At 57.7% G+C, this 15,980-nt stretch carries 14 protein-coding genes; 5 read left to right on the top strand and 9 right to left on the bottom strand.

Translation table 11 applies throughout. The features are described 5' to 3' along the window. Positions 1-4 precede the first annotated feature (4 nt). On the top strand, positions 5-163 hold the full coding sequence (locus RBH71_RS07930) for a hypothetical protein (protein ID WP_155846257.1): 159 nt from the start codon (positions 5-7) through the stop codon (positions 161-163). A 15-nt stretch (positions 164-178) separates the two neighbouring features. Then, positions 179-1,633: a glutamate synthase subunit beta gene (locus RBH71_RS07925; RefSeq protein ID WP_003511464.1), complete on the top strand. Its 1,455-nt coding sequence runs from the start codon at positions 179-181 to the stop codon at positions 1,631-1,633. A 181-nt stretch (positions 1,634-1,814) separates the two neighbouring features. On the opposite strand, the gene RBH71_RS07920 is transcribed toward RBH71_RS07925, so the two are convergent. The 4 genes from RBH71_RS07920 to RBH71_RS07905 all read right to left on the bottom strand — a co-directional run bounded on the left by RBH71_RS07920 (position 1,815) and on the right by RBH71_RS07905 (position 6,571). Further along, a complete protein-coding gene (locus tag RBH71_RS07920) occupies positions 1,815-3,170 on the bottom strand; it encodes a sensor histidine kinase (protein WP_003511463.1) in 1,356 nt (451 codons plus the stop codon). Next, positions 3,167-3,841, bottom strand: a complete 675-nt coding sequence (locus RBH71_RS07915) for a response regulator transcription factor (RefSeq protein ID WP_003511462.1) — start codon at positions 3,839-3,841, stop codon at positions 3,167-3,169. The genes RBH71_RS07920 and RBH71_RS07915 overlap by 4 nt, the downstream gene beginning before the upstream one ends. A 206-nt stretch (positions 3,842-4,047) precedes the next feature. Further along, positions 4,048-5,283 (bottom strand): SGNH family hydrolase, encoded by a 1,236-nt coding sequence (locus tag RBH71_RS07910; protein WP_035251581.1) that lies wholly within the window; start codon positions 5,281-5,283, stop codon positions 4,048-4,050. Between the two features lie 64 nt (positions 5,284-5,347). Beyond that, positions 5,348-6,571 (bottom strand): lytic murein transglycosylase, encoded by a 1,224-nt coding sequence (locus tag RBH71_RS07905; protein ID WP_003511460.1) that lies wholly within the window; start codon positions 6,569-6,571, stop codon positions 5,348-5,350. A 195-nt stretch (positions 6,572-6,766) separates the two neighbouring features. Here RBH71_RS07905 and galU point away from each other — a divergent pair, with 195 nt between their 5' ends. Then, complete coding sequence (gene galU, locus RBH71_RS07900; RefSeq protein WP_111803057.1) at positions 6,767-7,654, top strand: UTP--glucose-1-phosphate uridylyltransferase GalU; 888 nt, start codon at positions 6,767-6,769, stop codon at positions 7,652-7,654. A 59-nt stretch (positions 7,655-7,713) separates the two neighbouring features. On the opposite strand, the gene uppP is transcribed toward galU, so the two are convergent. Beyond that, complete coding sequence (gene uppP, locus RBH71_RS07895; protein WP_003511457.1) at positions 7,714-9,192, bottom strand: polysaccharide biosynthesis protein UppP; 1,479 nt, start codon at positions 9,190-9,192, stop codon at positions 7,714-7,716. A 404-nt stretch (positions 9,193-9,596) separates the two neighbouring features. Here uppP and RBH71_RS07890 point away from each other — a divergent pair, with 404 nt between their 5' ends. Together RBH71_RS07890 and RBH71_RS07885 are read left to right on the top strand one after the other, a co-directional pair. Then, on the top strand, positions 9,597-9,962 hold the full coding sequence (locus tag RBH71_RS07890) for a PAS domain-containing protein (protein WP_013761857.1): 366 nt from the start codon (positions 9,597-9,599) through the stop codon (positions 9,960-9,962). Positions 9,963-10,022: 60 nt separating this feature from the next. Further along, positions 10,023-11,018, top strand: a complete 996-nt coding sequence (locus RBH71_RS07885; protein WP_003511455.1) for a KpsF/GutQ family sugar-phosphate isomerase — start codon at positions 10,023-10,025, stop codon at positions 11,016-11,018. A 3-nt stretch (positions 11,019-11,021) separates the two neighbouring features. Here the strand turns inward: RBH71_RS07885 and RBH71_RS07880 are convergent, their stop codons facing one another. The 4 genes from RBH71_RS07880 to RBH71_RS07865 all read right to left on the bottom strand — a co-directional run bounded on the left by RBH71_RS07880 (position 11,022) and on the right by RBH71_RS07865 (position 15,925). Further along, positions 11,022-11,489 (bottom strand): NfeD family protein, encoded by a 468-nt coding sequence (locus RBH71_RS07880; protein WP_003511454.1) that lies wholly within the window; start codon positions 11,487-11,489, stop codon positions 11,022-11,024. 2 nt (positions 11,490-11,491) lie between these two features. Further along, complete coding sequence (locus RBH71_RS07875) at positions 11,492-12,541, bottom strand: SPFH domain-containing protein (protein ID WP_003511451.1); 1,050 nt, start codon at positions 12,539-12,541, stop codon at positions 11,492-11,494. 60 nt (positions 12,542-12,601) lie between these two features. Then, positions 12,602-13,636, bottom strand: coding sequence for a ferrochelatase (gene hemH, locus RBH71_RS07870; protein ID WP_003511450.1), 1,035 nt, complete (start codon positions 13,634-13,636; stop codon positions 12,602-12,604). A 357-nt stretch (positions 13,637-13,993) separates the two neighbouring features. Next, entirely contained in the window at positions 13,994-15,925 is a 1,932-nt protein-coding gene (locus RBH71_RS07865) for a 5'-nucleotidase C-terminal domain-containing protein (RefSeq protein ID WP_013761852.1), read from the bottom strand. Positions 15,926-15,980 lie beyond the last annotated feature (55 nt).

The following is a 15,980-nucleotide window of genomic DNA, read 5'->3' as shown; positions in this document are numbered from 1 at the left end:
CCGCGTGAGGATACTACACCAACTGGTCTCGCTGATGATCGCGGTCGCCGTTCCCATGGTGATCTATTGGACAAGCGGCGAGACCGGATTTGAATTCATCGTATTGGGGGCGGCTTTCGGTTTCGCTTACTGGTACTGGGGCCCGACAGGCGCTCCGCTTTGATGTGAGGACATAAACGTGGGCAAGGTTACAGGTTTTCTTGAGATCGACCGGCAGGTGGGCAAGTATCAGCCCGCATCGGACCGTATCCGCCATTTCCGCGAATTCACCATTCCGATGTCGGATGCCGAGGTGCAGAAGCAGGCGGCGCGCTGCATGGATTGCGGCATTCCCTACTGTCACGGCCCGACGGGCTGTCCCGTGCACAACCAGATCCCCGACTGGAACGATCTGGTTTATAACAACAATTGGGAAGAGGCGATCCGCAACCTCCATTCTACCAACAACTTCCCGGAATTCACCGGCCGCGTCTGTCCGGCACCCTGCGAGGAAGCCTGCACGCTGAACCTCGAGGATGCACCGGTCGCCATCAAGACCGTCGAGCAGGCGATTGCCGACAAGGCCTACGAGCTGGGCTTTATCGTGCCGAAGCCGGCGACGATCCACACCGGCAAGAAGGTCGCCATCATCGGTTCCGGTCCTTCCGGCATGGCGGCAGCGCAGCAGCTTGGCCGCGCCGGTCATGAGGTCCACGTTTACGAGCGTGAATCGAAGCCCGGCGGTTTGCTGCGTTACGGTATTCCGGATTTCAAGATGGAGAAGAACTTCATCGACCGCCGTGTCGAGCAGATCAAGGGTGAAGGTGTTACCTTCCATTGCGGCGTCAACGTCGGCGTGGATGTAACGGTCGAAGCGCTTCTGGCTGATCACGATGCGGTTCTTTATTGCGGCGGTTCGGAAACTCCGCGCCCGGCCGGCATCGGTGGCGCCGATTTCAATGGCGTTTACGACGCCATGCCCTATCTCGTGCAGCAGAACCGCCGCGTTGGCCGCGAAAACATCGACAGCATCGGCTGGCCGGCCGATCCGATCCTCGCCGGCGGCAAGCATGTCGTCGTCGTCGGCGGTGGCGATACGGCGTCTGACTGCGTCGGCACGGCCTTCCGTCAGGGTGCGGTTAAAGTCACCCAGCTCGATATCCGCCCGATGCCGCCGGAAAAGGAAGACAAGCTCGCCGTATGGCCATTCTGGGCAACGAAAATGCGCACCTCATCTTCGCAGGCAGAAGGTGCCGTTCGCGAGTTCCAGGTTGCCACGCTTGAATTCGTCGGTGAAGACGGCGTTTTGACGGGTGTGAAGTGCTGTCAGGTGGACGACCGGCGCAAGCCCATTGCCGGTACGGAATTCATCATCAAGGCTGATCTTGCCTTCATCGCCATCGGTTTCTCCGGTCCTTTCACCGATAGCGTGCTGAAGGAAATGGATGGCAAGCTGTCGCTCAACACCGATCGTCGCGGTTCCACCAACGTGATCGCCAACGAAACGGACTATAAGACCTCGGTCGACAAGCTATGGGCGGCAGGCGACGTTCGCCGTGGCCAGTCGCTGGTGGTCTGGGCAATCCGCGAAGGCCGTCAGGCCGCACGTGCGATTGACGAAGAGCTGATGGGCGCAACCGTCCTTCCGCGCTGAGCGAGTTGATGCGGCGCAAGCCGTCGTAACGAAAACAAAAAGGCCTGTTGTATTTTACAACAGGCCTTTCGTTTGACTGGAGAACCGAAACGCGATGGAGGTTTCGCATTCAGGGGGATGGGCAACATATCGCGCCTGAGAATTGCAATGACATTACGTGCTTCCGAAGACAGGATTCGTTTCAGCAATAGGGAAGGCTGATGCGGAAGGAGGCGCCGCCAGATGGGGAATCACTGATGCTGATCTCGCCTCCATGGTAGCGGACGATTTCCTGCACGAGATTGAGACCGAGCCCGGTACCGCGATCCTTCGGTATCAACCGGTGAAATGCGTCAAACACGGCTTCCCGGTCCTCTTCGGGAATTCCGTTGCCTTCGTCGGATATGTCGATCACGCGGTTGGCGCCCAGTTTTATGGTGATCGTTCCGCGATTACCGCCATGTTCGATGGCGTTTTGCACGACGTTCATCAGGGCGCGTTGCAGCGAGGCGTCATCGGCAAGGGCGAGGATCGGCTCTTCGTCCGGCTCGAACGAAAGTTCGTAGCCTTGAGAGATTGCAAGCGGCGCCATATCAGCGACGACAGACCGGCAGAGGCCAACAAGATCTAGTGGAATAAGCGGCGCCTTTTGCCCGCCAAGTCGTTGCAGATCGAGCAACTGTTCGGCAAGCACGGCGATACGGCTGGCATCGGCTAATATCCGGCTCCGGTCCGGTCCGTCCAGCAACGTTTCGACACGGGTCTGGAGAATGGCGACAGGGGTCCGCAATTCATGGGCGGCGTCGAGAATGAAGCGCTTGTGCCGCTCGTAACCATCGTCCAGCCGTTTCAGCGCTCCGTTGACGGCATGCACGAGCGGCTGCACCTCCCATGGAATATCGCCATCCGGCAATCGATATCCGCGCTTGTCGATGTCGATGCTTTCCGCCGTTCGCGCAATAGCGGAAAGTGCGAAAAATTCCCGACGAATGATCCATGGAATGGTCACGATTGTCACAATGGACATGATAAGGAGGATCGGCATGATCAGTATGTTGGAGAACAGCAGGACGGGGAATGCCATACTGAAGGCTCCGCCCTTGCCGACCATAACGAATTCGCCCGCCGGTCCCGATGCACGACGCACGACGGCGATTCGCAAGACAGCAAGATAGGAGTAGGACAATGCCGCATCGCGTACGTCCGACACTTTGACGTCGCTAAGCTGTTGATCCATGTTGCTAAAGGCCTCAGGCACCGGCCCACCCTGCACGATCTCACCTTTCTCGCTGACTGCAACGAACCAGAAACCGGGCATACTGTCGCGCAGTTCGACAAATTCATTTGTTTCGTCAAGCATCAGCCGGCCATCCTTGTCACGCATGATGGCATTGGCTGTAATCTGGGCCGCTGCCGGGCTGAGAAGGGCGCTGCCCGAGGCGCCGCTGGACAGGTAAGCGACGAAGGCGGCAGTGACGATGAAAAGGCTGCCGATCTGGAAAAGCAGCAATTGAATGGTCAGGCGTCGCTTGAGCGATTTCCTTCCGGCCGATTTCATGAGGCCGCCCTCAGCAGATAACCGACGCCGCGAATACCGTGAACCTCCAGACCCGCATCCGCTGCCTGCAATTTGCGGCGCAGACGGGAGATATGGGAATCAAGCGCATTCGACTGGATTTCATCGTCGAAATTATAAACCGCCTCTTCCAGTACCGATCGCAGCACCGTTCTGCCCTGCCGACGCAACAGGGCTTCAAGGATCAGCAATTCGCGTCTGGTCAGGGGAATAAACTCTCCCTTGATGCGGACTTCGCGGGTTTCGAAGCAAAATTCCAGCTTGCCCAGTTTCGCCGTCATCGTCACGCTGCCGGCTGGCCGGCGCATCAGGGCGCGGATGCGCGCAAGGAGTTCCTCGACAGCGAAGGGCTTGGCCAGATAATCGTCCGCACCAAGGTTCAGGCCGTTCACCCGATCCGCAAGCGTGCCTTGCGCTGTCAGCACGATGACGGGCGGTGTGACGGGCAGCAGACGCAGATCTTCTATAAGCTGGATGCCATCGCCATCGGGCAATTGCCGGTCGAGCACGACAAGATCGTGAACACCGTCCATGATCGCATGCCGGGCAAGATCGAGCGTGCCGACATTGTCCACGATGATATCGAACCGGTGCAGGGCGGCGGAAAGGGCTGCTGCCATTTCGCGTTCGTCTTCAACAAGCAGCAGGCGCATGAATTGTACTCGGCAGTGTCTGGCGTACGCCTTCCCGGAGAGGAAGGGGCGCGGGGGCATCGGATAAATATCACCGTGCAGTAAGACGCGGGCAGGGGAGGGCAATTGGCCGACCCCGCATTTGCTGCAAAGCTGAATTTATCCTGCCACTGCCGGGTTGCCTCAACATTACGCCGGTTCGAGCCGTAGCGACGGCGGAGAAGTGGCTACTGTCTGGCCTGAGCAGTATCCGGGACAATCCGGTAGTCATCGATACGACCCGCCGGTGCATCGGCCATCTCGCCCCGCTTGGTCAGCCGTTCGCGTGGCGATTCCACCACCGAGACACGTGTCGATACCGCCGTCGAAGGGACATCGCCAAGCAGCTTGTCACCGCCATCGAGGTTCGGATCGGTCAGGCTGATCGGCTGGGTGCGCACCTGTCCCGCGTCGATGCCAAGCGCGGGCAGGGAGGTGAGTGCAGGCAAATTGCTGCCGTCCAGTTTCACGAGGTCCGGTCCGGCGCTGTCGAGGTGCCTGCGCACGAATTTCTCGACGTAAAAAGCAAGCTTGCGTTTGCCGGCCTGCGTCATGCCGACGCCATCTGCCTCACGCAGACGGGCCTGCTGGCCGTTCATGTCGTAGCCGGTGATGACAAATTTACCGGCCTCGTCGACAAAGCCGTCCCAGACATCGACGAATTCGCCGCCGTATTTTTCGATATGGCTGCGATAAAGCCGGTTGAAGCCGACGAGATCGGCCGAGAGTGAGGTTGACTGGAAGGCCGGCAGGCCAACCCACAGCAGCGGCACCTTTGGCCGGCCAGCAAGGGCCAGAAGTTCATCGATCCGCCGCTCATATTCCTTGAACCAGACATCGGTGCCAAATTTTTCCCTGGTATCGCCGATCTGCATCTGCTGGCGATCGTTCGATCCCATCATGATGACGATGGTGGCAGGATTTGTTTCGGTTATGAACTGCGGCAGATTGGCGAACCAGTCGTAATAATCCGTGCGTACGAGGCCCGAAGAACCATTCGCGCGCACATCGACCGAAATTCCCGGAGAGCTGGCGAAGGCATTGACCAATTCTTCCCCCATGCCACCGGCCAGAAAATCACCGACGACCAGAACACGCCTTGCATTTTCAAGCTTGGCGGTCGGCTCCGGTTTTATGGTTCGCATCTGAACCACCGAAGGCGCTTTTCTTGCGGGTTGCGGGCGGGTGACTGATTTTTCACGCGGGGCAGCCGGGAAATCCCGGCGACTGCGGGGCTGGTATTCGCGGCCGGGCGTGTCCTCCCGGCCCACGGGCCGGCCAAACAGCATTTCGAACAGGGTGCGTCGCTGTTCCTGGGCGAAGGTTTGCGAAGGGACAAGCGGCGTGCACAAGACAGCACAAAGAATGATGGCGCAGATGCGCCAGCCCGTACTTGTGCTTTTCGCCGCAGGTTTCCTACTCATGACATCGATCCTTCCGGATGCTTCGGCGGCGTTGAAGACCGCCGCCGAATTCACCGGCATATTATCAATTCCGCAGTGCTCTCAGCAATCGCTGCGACGGCTGACCGTCGGTTTCGAGGCCCATGCGCGACTGGATGGCGCTGATCGCCGCCTTCGAGCCGGAGCCGAAATTGCCATCGACTTCGCCATCGTAATAGCCAAGTTCTTTCATGCGGGTCTGGAGTTCGAATTTTTCACGAATATCCAGCGTGCCGTCCGGACGCGGCCATTTCTGCTGCATGCCGCCATAACCGGCGATCTCGTCAGCAAGCAGGCCAACGGCCAGCGCATAGCTGTCGGATGCGTTGTATTTCTTGATGGTGAAGAAGTTTTTCATCATCAGGAAACCTGGACCATTTGCCCCACCCTGCAGTTTCAGCATGGCGCGATCGGAGCCGCGGGTGAAATTCTTGCCGTTCGGGCGGGCAAAGCCAAGCTTGGTCCATTCCGCAATGGACTTCGTTTGCCCCTCATAACGGGCGCCGCCACGCGGCACGGCTGTTTCGTAACCCCAAGTCCGGCCGGGTTCCCAGCCATTCTTGGCGAGTAGATTGGCGGCCGTCGCCAGCGCGTCCGGAACCGAGTGCCAGATGTCGCGCTTACCATTGCCGTCCGCATCGACAGCATAGAGCAGGTAGCTGGTCGGAATGAACTGGGTATGGCCCATCGCACCCGCCCAGGAACCCGTCAGCTGCTTGGGCGTGACATCGCCTGCCTGCAGGATTTTGAGTGCGGCGATCAATTGCGTGCGCGCGAACTTGGCGCGTTTGGGGTCGGAATAGGCGAGCGTGGCCAGTGCCTGCGGAATATTGTGCAGGCGCTCCGGCTTTTCGAGAACCGCGCCGTAATTCGATTCCATCGACCAGATGGCGAGAATGATATGTTTGTCGACGTTGAAGTTACGCTCGATCCAGTTGAGCGTCGTCGCGTGCTTCATCTTCATCTCGCGGCCGATGCGCACCGTATAGGGGTTGACGCGGGAATCGAGATAATCCCAGATCTGGGTGGTGAATTCCGGCTGGAAGGTCGCCTTGCGCAGCGCATCCGGATCCGGCTCGCTGACACCAGCAAAGGCTTTCTGGTAGGTCGCCTTGCTAATGCCTTCTTTCGCGGCTGTTGCGTAGAACTGGTTGATCCACTGCTTGAACCCAGCATCGGCCCGGGCCGAGACGGGGGCCAGCGAGATCGCCAGACCTGCAACCATCATGCAGCCGAATTTGCGGACATTTGAAAGGATCATCTTTGTCATCGTCAGTCTTTCGTTCTCTCGAATGTCATTTCGATTGCGAAAACGCATCGGGCGTCGTCATGCATAACAAAAGAATGTCAACAAATTCTTTACCATTAATAGATGGTAGCGTCACCCTTTACAAAACGTTGTTATTTTTGAAATAACAACACTGTGCGGGGATTGTGATCAAGTTTTATCTCTCAGGAGGGATATGTGGTAGAACATAAGAAAATTCGGAAGGCCGTATTTCCGGTCGCAGGTCTGGGTACGCGTTTCCTGCCCGCAACCAAGGCGGTTCCGAAAGAAATGCTCACTGTCGTTGACAAGCCGGTCATTCAATACGTCGTCGACGAGGCGGCGGAAGCGGGCATCGAGCATTTTGTATTTGTCACCGGCCGCGGCAAGGCGGTGATTGAAGATTATTTTGATATTCAATTTGAACTCGAACAAATGCTGCGCGAGCGCAACAAGAATGCCGAGCTGACATTGCTTGCCGGCCTTCTGCCCAAGGCGGGCACGGCAAGCTTCACGCGTCAGCAGGTGCCGCTTGGTCTTGGCCATGCGGTCTGGTGTGCGCGTGATATTGTCGGCGACGAGCCTTTCGCCGTGCTGCTGCCTGATATGATCATGCACTCACAGAAAAGCTGCCTCAAGGGCATGGTCGAACTTTATGACCAGACCGCCGGCAACGTCATCGCGGTGCAGGAATGCGCTCCCGATCAGACGCATAAATACGGCATCGTCGGCGTGGGTAACGCCGTGGGCGAGGGTTTCAAGATCACTGAAATGGTCGAGAAGCCTGCCAAGGGTACGGCACCTTCGAATTTCTACATCAACGGTCGCTACATCCTTCAGCCTGAGATTTTCGACATTCTGGAAAATCAGGAGCGGGGCGCCGGCAACGAAATCCAGCTGACGGACGGCATGTTGACGCTTGCCAAGTCGCAGGGATTCGCTGGCTATCATTTCCGCGGGCAGACGTTCGATTGCGGCGCCAAGGATGGTTTCATTCTTGCCAACGTCGCTTTCGCGCTCGAACGCGCTGACATCCGCCCCGCAATCGAGGAGCCGATCAAGGCTCTTATCGACGGACTGAAGTAATTTACCAACTGGACAACGGGATCCCGGCCTTCGCGCCGGGATTTCTGTTTGGGGCGACGCTATCGTTTCAGGACAAGCCCCGCGCCGACGCGCAGTTCGTTGCTGTCATAAATTGGCGTCCACTGATAACTGACGTCCGCCGTCAGATCGAGATAGCGGTTCAGCCCCCAGGTCAAGCCAGCGCCTGCGGTGTATTCCACGGCATCCTCGATATCGGAGGAGGGAAATGTCCGGTGCACGATCTGCCCGGTCAGCCGCGCGACCAGATTGCTGCGCAATTCATGGGTCAGCCCGGCATCCAGCCGATAGGAAATCCAGCCGCCCTGTGGTCCGCCGGCGAAATCCTCTATCGTCGTGCGCAGGCCAAGATTGACGTTGGTGCCGCGCTGCGGCGACCAGCTCAGTTCGCCGTCCAGTGTCAGCGCGCCGATGGAAGCGATGCGGTCGTCGTCATATTGTTTGCGTAGATAGCCGATGGCGGCCTCGCCGCGGGTCTTCTCGCCAAGATCGACCTCGGCTCCAATTTTGGCGCCGTAGGAATTCGAGGACCGTGCGTAACCGGTATTGTCCAGGCGCCTGTCATATTTGGTCGTTCCCGCGTTCAATTCGAGGAACGGGATCAGGGCCGGTGACAATTCGTAGCCGATGCGGCCGCGCAGGTTCGCGCCGTTCTGGTCGCGATCGCTAAGACTGATCGGCTGGCCGTTTATGCCCTTTGCATCCGTGTAGACCGTACGCGACAGATCGAGCGCCGCCAGCCCGCGCAGCTTGCCGAAATCCCGTTGGATCGATGCGCCGGTCGTGAAACGGTGTTCTCCGCCCTGCACGGCAGCGCCGGTCAAAGCGTTGGGGTCCGTGGTGCCTTCACGACTGAATTCGTAACCCGCCTTGAGATTAGCCGTCGTTTCTTCGCCGAGATCGAGGCGCAGATCGGCTTCTATCCGCGCCCTCGGCTCTTCACCATTCTTGCTGCCGAAATTTTTCTCCCAGGCGCCATCGCCTGTTACAGTCAGCGCATGGCGGGACCAGTCGCTGGTTAGCGTGCCGCGAATACCCGTCGTCAGGTAGTTACGTCTGGAAGGGCCGCCGGTGTTCGTCTGCTTTTCCGTATTGATCGTCTGGCTGATCGAGGGCCGCAGCAGGAATGTACCGAGCCGGATGCCGGGGGTTTGTCCGGGTTCGGTGGCTCTTTGCGGGTTTTCACCGCCGTCTACCGTTGGCTCATATGGGTTTTCCGCGTCGGCATAAGGCTGGCCCGCTTCTTCCTGCTGTTCGGAAATCGGGTCGCCCGGATTATTCGAGGGGCGCCATAGTTGCTGTGGCGGTGCTGCTCGCACCGTGCTTGCCTCGTTTTCAGTTGTCGTTGTCGGGTTCTCGGCCGGCGTTGCATCGCCGGATGGAACTGCGACCGGCAGCCGCGTGGCCGCTGTTTGCGCGAAAACAGTTCCCGGGGTGTAGAGAAGCGTACAGGCAAGCAGCAGCAGGGTTGCTGCTTTCCGCGACGTCGGCAGACGTGTGGCGGTGCCCTTCACAATCATTCCTCTTCACCCGGCGCATTTGGCCCATGTCGGATCGAAAGTTCGTCTCAGCATTTCCTGAAGCCGAATGAGCGGCAGACAGATGAAGTGGACGACCAAGAGACCAGACACGCGACGCAAGTTTTAATATCGCTTTAACAATAGGATTTTTATGGTTAACAGTTGATAAAGACCTCCCCGATTTCACCACATCTGTGGCTGCGGCAAAGCTGGGGGGCTTCCTCGTTCGATCTGGCCGCTTCGGCACCGCGACTGAAGAAAATTTGCCGAGATGCCCAATATTTCGAATATGATCAGATTTAAACGTTTCATTTTGATACGGAATCGCCCTATGATTGGGTGGAACTCATCCGTTTTATTTTAGCAATCCAATTGATTTTTATTTTGTGTCACAGCGTCGTTTCATGAATCCCGTTTTGAACGTCAAGCAGGTCGGTTTTTATTGCTGGGATATTACCAATGACCGATTCTATCTAGACGAAGTCTGCGCTGAACTCTTGGGCATTCCTTTGCGGCAGGCGATGCAGGGCATCAGCATTTTTCAGATGCTCGAAAAAGTGGATATCGGCCATCGCAATCATGTGATCGAAACTGCGCTCACGACGCTCAAGGCCGCCAGCTTTTACCATCAGGAATATGCCGTGCGCCGTGATGACGGCTCTATCTCGTGGATAAGGACAGTCGGGCGATACCTGGTCGATGAAGAGAACATCCCTTTCAAGCGGATGGGAACGATGGAGGAGATTTCTCCGCCGAACCTGCGCCACTAAAGAGCGGCGATTTTCGGCTGTAGAGTGGACTTATTCCGGTTGAAATAGTAACAGTCGGCCATGATTACGAGAGCCGTCAAACTGGTTGAAGACAATGCGATTGAATCCGCCGTGCGGACGATTTCGATGGAGAGGGCTGGCCTTGCCGCTCTTGAAGAGGCCCTCAGGAACGGGCTTTCCCAACCTTTCTGCAAGGCGATCGAGACGATCGGCCAGTCTAATGGCCGCCTCATCATCACCGGTGTCGGTAAAAGCGGCCACATAGGCGCCAAGCTCGCGGCCACCTTCGCCTCCACGGGAACGCCTGCGTTTTTCGTGCATGCGGCAGAGGCCAACCACGGCGATCTGGGCATGATCGGCGGTGATGACGTAGTGCTGGCGATCTCCAAAGGCGGTGAAAGTTCAGAGCTGCGTAGCATCATCAACTATTCGCGCCGTTTCTCCATCCCGCTGATTGCACTTACATGTTCGGAGAGTGCATCGCTGGCGAAGGCAGCCGATATCGTGCTTCTGGTTCCCAATGAACAGGAAGCCTGCCCGCTCGGTCTTGCGCCTACCACCTCCACATTGATGCAGCTGGCACTTGGCGATGCCCTTGCCGTTGCGCTTCTGGAAGCACGCAATTTCACTGCCGGTGATTTCAAGGTGTTTCACCCCGGCGGCAAACTGGGCGCGGGCCTTACGCTGGTCAGCGATATCATGCATACCGGCGACCGGGTGCCGCTAGTCGGCAAGGGAACTTCCATGCCGGAAGCAGTCAGTGTTCTTTCCCGCAAGCATTTCGGCTGCGTCGGTATTCTGGACGAGGATGGCCGTCTGTGTGGCATCGTCACCGAGGGCGATATGGCGCGCAACCTGTCGCGCAACCTCGCGGAATTGACGGTGGACGACATTATGACCCGTACTCCGAAAACGGTCAAAAAATCGGTGCTGGCGACCAGCGCTCTCGCGACGCTGGAAAAATTCCATATCGGTGCGCTGATCGTCGTTGATGACGATAACCGACCAATAGGGCTGGTGCATTTCCACGATCTGTTGAGAATCGGTGTAGCCTGATCGCTATGGGCGGTCGAGCGGCTCTATTGTCAGGGTGCGGCCACGCGCAGCTGCGATCCTGACACGTGTTCCGGCTGGCATGTCCTCACCGTTAACGGACCACCAGGTATCGTCCAGCCTTATGCGGCCGCGTCCTTCGACAACCGGCTCCTGCAGGGTCGCTGTGCGTCCAACAAGGCTTGCTTCCCGTTGATTGAGGAAGGGTTCGTCGCTTGCCTCACGGTTTTTGCCGAAATATTTCCTGCCAAGCAGGGCGAAGGCGATGGAGAGGGCGGCAAAAAGCACCAGTTGCAATTGCCACGCCCAGAATGCAGCATCCCAGAGCAGCAGGGAGAGCGCGCCGATCACCAGCGCGGCAATGCCAATCCAGATCAGAAACACGCCCGGAGCGACCAACTCGGCAGCCAGCAGAATGAAGCCGGCAATCCACCAGCTCCATGGTCCCAGTTCCGTGGCAAGCCGTTGCAGCATCGTCACTTCTCCGATGAAGAGCCGAAGGGATTACCGGGAATTGTCACGTTGATGGCCTGGGCCGAAGGCCGCGACGGCGGCACCGAGCGGGAAGATGCGGGGACGGCGGGCGCGGTTGGTGCATCGCCCTTGTCGCCGAAAACGTCACGGGCGATTGCCCCTATGCCGCCGAGCGAGCCGATCAACGCAGAAGCCTCCATCGGCATCAACACGATTTTCGAGTTTTTGGCGGTGCCGATATTGGAGAGCGCTTCGGTATATTTCTGGGCAACGAAGTAATTGATCGCGTGGACATTGCCGGCAGCGATGGCTTCCGACACCATGCGGGTGGCGCTGGCTTCGGCCTCGGCCAGACGCTCGCGGGCCTCGGCATCGCGAAACGCCGCTTCGCGCTGGCCTTCCGCCTCGAGAATGGCAGATTGTTTTGCGCCCTCTGCGCGCAGAATCTGAGCATTGCGGGCGCCCTCGGCCTCCAGCACCTGCGCGCGTTTTTCACGCTCCGCCTTCATCTGTCTTGCCATGGAATCGACGAGATCTTTCGGCGGCGCGATATCCTTGATCTCGATGCGCGTAACCTTGATACCCCATGGTCCCACCGCCTCGTCAACCACGCGCAGCAGGCGATCGTTGATGGCATCACGGTTCGACAATAACTCATCGAGATCCATCGAGCCCATTACCGAGCGGATGTTGGTCATGGTGAGGTTTTCAATCGCCATTTCCAGATTGGTGATCTGGTAAGCGGCCTGTGCGGCATTGAGGACCTGATAGAAAGTGACGGCATCAGCTGAGACACTGGCATTATCGCGGGTGATAACTTCCTGTGTCGGTATATGCAGAACCTGCTCCATCACATTCATCTTCGAACCGATGCTTTCGAAGAACGGCACGATGAGGTTGAGGCCCGGCTCGAGTGTGCGGGTGTAGCGCCCGAACCGTTCAACCGTGTAGCGATGTCCCTGCGGTACGGTCTTGATGCCGGCAAAGAGCACCAGAATGACCAAAACAACCGCCGCTATGACGACGATATCGAAACCGCCCAATGCAATCATCACTTCCTCCTCCAGCACCACAAACTTTTGGGATCGTACACCCGCATCGTTATGGCAAGATTACACCCAACCTTGCAACTCTTGTCGTACAACCTTTTCGAGAACTGTCATACCCTCGACGCTGTCGTTGAGACACGGGATGTGGGTGAATTTCTCGCCGCCATTATGCAGGAAGATTTCTCCGGCCTCACCGGCAATTTCCTCCAGCGTTTCAAGACAATCCGATACGAAACCGGGGTTCATGACGGCGATGCGTTTGATGCCCTCGGATGCCAGCTTTTCCATGGTCTTGTCGGTATAGGGCTGCAGCCATTCTTCTGGCCCAAAACGCGACTGGAAGGTGATCATGAAGTTCTTCTCGGTCCGTCCCAGCGCGTCCTTCAGCAGACGGGCGGTCTTCTGGCAGTGGCAATAATAGGGATCGCCCTTCCTGAAGTAGGATTGCGGAATGCCGTGGAAGGAGGTGATCAGCATCTCGGGTTCCCAGTCCAGCGTTGCCAGATGGTTTTTGACGGAGGCGGCAAGCCCCTCGATATAGGCAGGATCGTCATGATAGGGCGGAACGGTGCGGATGGCGGGCTGCCAGCGCAGCTTCATCAGATGTTCGAAAGCCTTGTCGTTCACCGTCGCCGTGGTCGATGCGGCATATTGCGGATAGAGCGGGAATAGCAGGATTTTCTCGCATCCCTGCTCCTTCAGCGCGTCGATTTTCGAGGCGATGGAAGGCTGGCCGTAGCGCATGGCCCAGTCAACGACGACATTCGGCAAATCCTTCAGCGCCTGTGCCATCAGTTCGCCCTGGCTGCGAGTATAGGTGCGCAGATAGCTTTCGTTGCGATCGCGGTTCCAGATTGCCTCATAGGCCTTGCCGACCTTCTGCGGGCGCTTGTTGAGGACGATGCCGTACAGGATCGGATACCAGTAGAGGCGCGACCATTCGATCACGCGTTTGTCGCTCAGAAATTCCGCCAGATAACGTCGCATCGGCCAATAGTCCGTACCATCCGGCGTGCCAAGATTGACAAGCAGAACGCCAACCTTGCCAAATCTTACGCGGGGATGGTCTACGGGAAGTGCGGATAATTCTGTCGTCATGAATGACACCCTGAACTCGTACTGGTTGCATGAGAACGTTTCCGTTTGGGATAAAGGGCGGAAACGCTCCATTTTTTGTTTTTATACATGGCCGGACGCAAACCGTGACGCGGTTTTGCCGGAAATGCTCAAGCTATATGCTCGTGCCGTCAATTTGTTCACGTGTTCTAGACGAAATTTGTAAGGATTGAACCACCTGCAGAGGTGATTTCCGAGGTGCGGTAACGGACGCATTGTCTTTTGATAAAACGCAGCCTGTAATGATCTGTTTTTAAAGGGAAAATAAGAAGCCGGCCTCATGGTGCGAGGCCGGCTTCCCGTCTGCGGCAAATTGCCCTGTCTGTATGTGTTCACGGCTTATTGAGCCGGAACCTCCAGTTCCTCGCCGATTTCGATATGGTTCGGATGCTTCAGCGTGTTTGCCTTGGCAATCCTGGTCCAAAGGGCACCGTCGCCATACTTCTCCGCCGCGATCTTCCAGAGCGAATCGCCCTTTGCGACGACATATTTGCTGGCGGCAGCCGCGGCCGCTGCCGGCGTGGTGGTGGCAGGTGCAGTCGCAGCAGGTGCTGCGGGAGCCGGGGCTGGTGTGGCGGCCGGAGCGGTTGCAGTTGCCGCCGGTGCTGTTGCGGCAGGCGCTGATGCAGCGGGCTTTGCCGGAGCCACATAACCGGCAGGCGTCACTTCGGTGATGCGGCCGTCCGTGAAGGGCTTATAGGGGCTGTTGGCCGTAATATAGGCAGCTACAGCCTCTTCGAGGTTGGGGCCGAAGTCATAGGCGTTGATCGCCTTGGTCGCGAATACCTTGAAGCCATCGCCGCCGGTGCGAACGTAATTATTCGCCGCAACAGTGTAGGTCTTTGCCGGGTCGAGAGGCACGAAAGCGTCGCCCTCCTTGACCTCGACCGCAGTAACGCGGCTGCCGGCCGGCTTGGAGCGGTCGAAGGAATATTTCATGCCTGAAACCTGCATGAAACGACCTGCGCCATCGTCGATCTGGCTGACGCCGTTTTCGAGGGCAGCGCGAATATCCTCGCCCTTCAGCTGGAAAGTTGCGACCGTGTTCTGGAACGGCAGAACCGTCAGGACTTCGCCCATCGAGACATCGCCGCTATCGATGGAGGAGCGCAGGCCACCGCTATTTGCGAAAGCGATGGTGACGCCCTGATCCTTGACGCGGGCAAGGGTCGCATCCGCTACCAGATTACCCATGGAGCATTCTTTGACGCGGCAAACCTTGCGATCACCTTCGATCGGGCCTTCCGAAGTGCCGACGACCTTCGATTTCAGCGCTTCGATCGGTGCTTTCAGTTCATCGATACGCTTGAGCGTTGCTTCGTCGGGTTTGAAGGATGAATCGATCAGGATCGGATCGCCCTTGCTTTCCTTGACCACGCCGCTGTCATCGAAGACGACGCGCAGGTCACCCAGATATTTGCTGTATTGCCCTGCCTGAACGACCGGAACCTTGTAGCCGCCGGGATTGTCGACGAGTGTCGGGTAAGGTCCTTCGGCCTTCTGGTCGGTGTTGGAGAGCAACGTATGCGAGTGGCCGCCGACAACGACGTCCACATCCGGGATTTTCGCGATGAATTCGAGGTCGCGTGGATATCCGACATGGGTCAGGGCAATGATCTTGTTGACACCCTCGCCTTTCAGCTTCTGCACCTGTTCGCTGATTTTCGCGACATCTTCCGCAATGGTGATATTGGGGCCGGGGGTCGCAAGTTCCGCCGTGTCGTTGGCGACAGCGCCGACAATGCCGATTTTCTGGCCGCCGACTTCAAGGACGATGGACGGCTTGACGCGATCGCCGATTTTCGAGGCGGCGCTGGCAACCACATTGGCGGTCACGACCGGAAACTGAACCTTGTCGAGGAAGCCCGCAAGCCCGTCTTCGCTATCGTCGAATTCATGGTTGCCGACGGTCATGGCGTCGAACTTCATGGCGTTCAGCACTTCGGCTTCAACGGTACCCTTGTAGGTGGTGTAAAACAGCGAGCCTTGAAAATTGTCGCCGGCATTGAGCAAGAGAACGTTCTTGCCTTGAGCCTTGAGCGCGTCCCTTGTCTGGTTGATTGCGGTCAAGAGGCGCGCGGCGCCGCCAAAGCATTCGTTTTTGCCTTCCTCTTCCGCCGAGCAGGTCGAGTCGAATTTATTGATCGATTCGATACGGGAGTGAAAATCGTTAATGTGAAGAATGTTGAGTTCGTAATCGGCCAGAGCCGCTCCGGCTGAAAGCGTTATCGCGGAAACGCTCAGCATACTCAGTCTCAAAATTTTCTTCATGGTCCCTCTCTCCTGTTCAAAGCGGAAGCCCTGGCCGGTCGATCATCATCAGGCC

The sequence above is a fragment of the Rhizobium sp. AN68 genome (assembly GCF_030758035.1).
Lineage (GTDB): Bacteria > Pseudomonadota > Alphaproteobacteria > Rhizobiales > Rhizobiaceae > Agrobacterium > Agrobacterium tumefaciens.
This window is presented reverse-complemented; position numbering and strand designations above follow the sequence as displayed.